Source organism: Vibrio lentus (genome assembly GCF_002875945.1).
Taxonomy (GTDB): domain Bacteria; phylum Pseudomonadota; class Gammaproteobacteria; order Enterobacterales; family Vibrionaceae; genus Vibrio; species Vibrio apostichopi.
The window spans coordinates 1-4,467 of record NZ_MCZK01000001.1; the positions used below are offsets into that span (position 1 = coordinate 1).

General features: G+C 39.6%; 4 protein-coding genes. All 4 read left to right on the plus strand.

Translation table 11 applies throughout. The annotated features are described in order from the left end of the window. Positions 1 to 159: 159 nt before the first annotated feature. The 4 genes from BCT49_RS00005 (at position 160) to BCT49_RS00020 (ending at position 4,344) form a co-directional block, all read left to right on the plus strand. Positions 160 to 1,377, plus strand: coding sequence for an aminotransferase class I/II-fold pyridoxal phosphate-dependent enzyme (locus BCT49_RS00005; protein ID WP_102433645.1), 1,218 nt, complete (start codon positions 160 to 162; stop codon positions 1,375 to 1,377). Next, positions 1,377 to 2,204: a DMT family transporter gene (locus BCT49_RS00010; protein ID WP_102433646.1), complete on the plus strand. Its 828-nt coding sequence runs from the start codon at positions 1,377 to 1,379 to the stop codon at positions 2,202 to 2,204. The genes BCT49_RS00005 and BCT49_RS00010 overlap by 1 nt, the downstream gene beginning before the upstream one ends. Positions 2,205 to 2,597: 393 nt before the next feature. Then, a complete protein-coding gene (locus BCT49_RS00015) occupies positions 2,598 to 3,536 on the plus strand; it encodes a replication initiation protein (protein ID WP_102433647.1) in 939 nt (312 codons plus the stop codon). 76 nt (positions 3,537 to 3,612) lie between these two features. After that, positions 3,613 to 4,344, plus strand: coding sequence for a hypothetical protein (locus BCT49_RS00020; protein ID WP_102433648.1), 732 nt, complete (start codon positions 3,613 to 3,615; stop codon positions 4,342 to 4,344). Positions 4,345 to 4,467: the final 123 nt, after the last annotated feature.

Below are 4,467 nucleotides of genomic sequence, written 5' to 3' on the forward strand. Positions count from 1 at the left end.
TTGAACATAATAGGAATAATCAACACCAAAAAAATGCGTATATTTTGCTTTCATGAGCGTGGGGTGTGTGAACTTTGTTCAAAGTATGCGTGTTGGTGCATTGCTGCTGGTGTTGTGCGTGTAAACTTGCCCTGCTCAAATTATGGGGGGAGTTAAAAAATGGATTTAGTTAAATATCACAAAACAAATTATAAAAAAGTAGTTGATTTATCTGAACAATCTTGGGAAGAGGCGCTGCAGCATAATATAACATCTATGAACGCATCTGTTTCTGGTGTTAATCAATATCAGTGCATGAATACAAACAATGTTTTTACTCATTTTTGTACAACGTCTTACTTAGGTTTAGAGTTTCATCCATCGATCATTCAAGGGGCAATTGATGGGGTTAACAATGTTGGTGTTCTGAGAATACCAAACTCTAGAAATCGCTTGAAGTTATCATATCTTGATGACTATGAAGAGAGGTTATCTTCTCATTTTAGATGTGAAGCTTTGGCTACATTATCTTGTAGTTCTGCCAGCTCAGGAATTTTACCTTTACTTGCATCTGGTGTAATGACCAATAATCAAGTCCCAGTTTTAGCCTTCGATAAATATTCACATTATTCAATGAATCACACAAAGGCAGCTTGCTCTGCTGAAACTGATATTGTGACTATTGATCATAATAATATGGAGCAACTTGAAGATTTGTGCAGGAGAGAAAAGTTTGTAGCCTATGTCGCGGATGGAGCCTACAGTATGGGTGGGGTAACTAAAATAGATGACCTCATGTATTTGCAAGAGAGGTATGGTCTTTTTTTGTATCTTGATGACTCTCATTCCTTATCGGCTCTTGGTAGTCAAGGGGAAGGCTTTGTTAGGAGTTGTCTAGGTGAAATGAATAATAAAACAATTATTGTTTCTTCTTTAGGTAAAGCTTTTGGAGCTAGTGGTGGTTTGGCCATGCTGCCAAATAATAGTATGAGAAACTTAGTTAATAGATATGGTGGTCCTTCTAACTGGTCTCAAAGTTTAAACTCTGCTGGGATTGGAGCTGGGATGGCGTCACTCGATATCCATGAATCTGGAGAACTTCAAGAATTACAGCGAAAGCTACAAGGTGTAATTACGTATTTTGATTCTATCTTCAATACAAAAGAAAAGGGAAACGTGATGCCAATTAGATTGCTAAGGTTATACGATGACTCTTTAGCTAATCGTGTGTGTTCATCTTTATTATCAGATGGTTTTTTCACGTCTTCAGTATTCTTTCCTGTTGTTCCTCGAGGGCAGGCTTCAATTAGAGTTACATTGAGAGCGGATATGACGCATTCTGATATTGATTCTTTTTATGCCTCCTACCAAAAAGCTCTCGATTTTGAGGCTCGGTAGTGTGGGTTATAGCAGCTGTATTATCAGCGTTTTTCTTATCAATAAGGGATGTATCAACTAAATCATCAAAAATCAATGGGTTAAAATCAGCTTACTTTACATTATTAATAATCCAACCACTGTCGCTTATTATTATTCTTTATAATGGATTTCAGTGGTTTGAGTTTAAATTGTTGAAGATCTTACTCATTGCTTCTTTGTTAGATTCTCTGGCTATCGTGGCTTATTCTTATGCTATTAAAGCCGGTAAAGTTTCAGCGTCAGCTCCGATTCTTTGCTTGATTCCAGTTTTTCAGTTGGGAATTAATTTCGGATGGTATGGAGAGGTTCCGTCATTTTTGAGCCTATCTGGGGTGGTGTTGTCAATTGTATTCGTAATGTATAGCTATAAATTTAATGTAAGGAATATGCTATCGAACCTAAGTTCATTACTCATGGTTTGTGTAGCTTTCTGTTGGGCTATTAGCTCAATATTTCACAAGAATGGAGCACAAGTTTTGGATCCAATTCTATGGACCTGTTTGGTAGTTAGTACTTCTTACGTGTTGGTGACTTTTTACATATTCGTATTTACAAAAGAGGATTTAAGTACTGAGGAAATACAAATGAACATAGTAACTTCTCTCGCTCACTTTATGACTCTAATTACATTCTATTGGGCTTCTTCTTTGGGGAATGTTGCGTTTGTTTCGGTTATAAGGCGACTATCGGCATTATTTTCAGCACTGTTTGCTACTATTTTGTTAAAAGAGACGGTCAGTAATAGGCAGTGGGTTGGTATTGTGGGAGTCATGCTTGGGGCATCCTTAGTTGTATTAGGGGCGTAACCTCGAAGATAGACTAAAACTTGGAGTTACCATTTATCGTAGTGATCAGTATTTGGATTTTAACCTCTATTTAACGTAACTGCACTTAGTGCGTAGTGAATGAACGATCATTCATTTTCCATAATTCACTTAGTGCGAAGTGCAGTGTTTCGGTAGAACAATGATTCTCGAAAGGTCGCGATAGCGGCCTTTTTTGTGCCTGAAAGCAAGAAAAGCGATGGGAAATTGCGAAGCAAGGTATTGAGGAGTAAGATAAACGCCAGATAAAACAAAGCCCTGAATCTTACTCAACTTGGCGGAAGGATAAGAAGTCAGGGCTGAATTTCTAAAGTGATTTTAACACATGAACAGACAAAGACAATCCACACGTAACCGCCATAAGCGCAGTTATGTGTGAAAGCTGAACAATCAAACGCACTTCAACTTGATCTAATCGAGACGCTTCCTCATAAGCCGTATTGCACCGATGAACTCGGTGTCACCCACATACGCCCCAAAAAAACAGCGATTAAGAAGAAGTATCTTCAAGTGAACCAACCGAAGTTGGTTACTTACCTGCTCTTTGATATTGACCGTCAAGGCGGTGTATTGGCGTGGTGCGACAACGATCTACCAACGCCATGCTGGACTTCAAAGAACCCAGAGAACGCACACGCTCACATTGCGTATCGCTTGAAAGTGCCTTTTTGTACGTCTGACATCGCACATAGCGAACCGATTCGCTACGCTGCTGCGATTGAGTCAGCAATGATAGAGCGTCTAAAGGCAGATCGTGGCTTTGCAGGGCTACTCACTAAAAACCCACTGCACCCACATTGGCAAAATGAATTTTGGACTGAGCACGAATACACGCTAGATGAACTGGCGGACTATCTAGATCTGAAAGGTCATCCGTTACGTGGTAGCGAAGTCTCAGGTCTTGGTCGTAATTGTGAGTTGTTTGATTCAGTGCGTCAATGGAGCTACAAGGCGATTAGAGAGTTCTGGGCACCCAACTATAAGCGTGACTGGAACTCGGCTGTCTACGACCACGTAGAAGCCCTTAACGCTCAATTTAAAGTGCCTTTGCCAGTGTCAGAAGTGAAAGCGATAGCAAAGTCTATCGCTAACTGGACGTACAAGCATTTCACGCCTCAAGCCTTTAGAGAAAGCCAAGCAAGGAAAGGTGCAAAGGGTGGCACAGTATCGACAGGTGGTAAGATTTCAAAAGGAGGCGGTCGTCCTACTGGAACTATTAAAGCTGATTCTATCGCTCAGGTGAAACCGTGGGAAAACTTAGGGATCAGTCGCGCTACTTATTTCCGTAAAAAGAAAGCTGGCCTCCTTGAGTGAGACTGAAAACAACAGCCTTATCAGATAACAGCCCTTTTTAGGGTTGTTTGAGTTTCTATTTTTCTTAGGTTTCCCTATGACTCATCTTATGCACATCTCTCATGCTGTCCGTCGAGGACAAGATAAGGAACGTATTGTTTTACGTTTTCTAGCTCTCGAAACTTTCACTGACTTTGAGACTCTTTGCTTTCTGCTCCAGTCCGCTAAATCTAATACTTCTACGTTGCTTAAAAGAATGGTTGCGAAAGGCTTTTTGATTAAACGAACGGTGATGTTGAGCTCTCGAAAGGTCAACCTATGGGGGATCGTTGATGATGGGGCTATTTTTCTTGGTGAGGGTGATACGTTCTTACGAAGTTTTAAAGGTTTGCGATTTAGTCCGAACACTCTTGACCAAAAGCTTTTATTTCAACGTACTTCTATTGCATTTTCTCATTTAAGTTGGGCTACATTTCATCAATCTAACTATGATTCAGACTTTAGAAAACGCTACAGCTTAAATCACTATCCTGATGCACTTGTTACCTCAAAACATAATGGTGAAACTTTGGCGATTGAGGTCGAATCTCGATTAAAAAGTCCTGTTCGGTATCGAATCATTATCAAAGAACATATCTTAGCAAAACAGCAAGGGTTTTGGAGTCATGTGGTCTTTGTTGTTAGAGATCTTGAGTATAAAAAAATGTTACGCCATCGCTTTAATCATATCGACTACATCCCGTTTGATGAGTCTCGCCAACCGTTTTATTGTCATGAGCCTATGATTAGTATTCTTTCGCTTGAAGAAATGAGCAGTTTTACTCCCTAAATAGTTCAGTTATCGGGGACTCACTACTTATAACTAAAATGTGAATAAGGTGATACCCGATTCAGTTATAAGTAATTAGTCCCTGATAGAAAATAAAAAATTAAAAGAAAAGAGCAGCTTAGG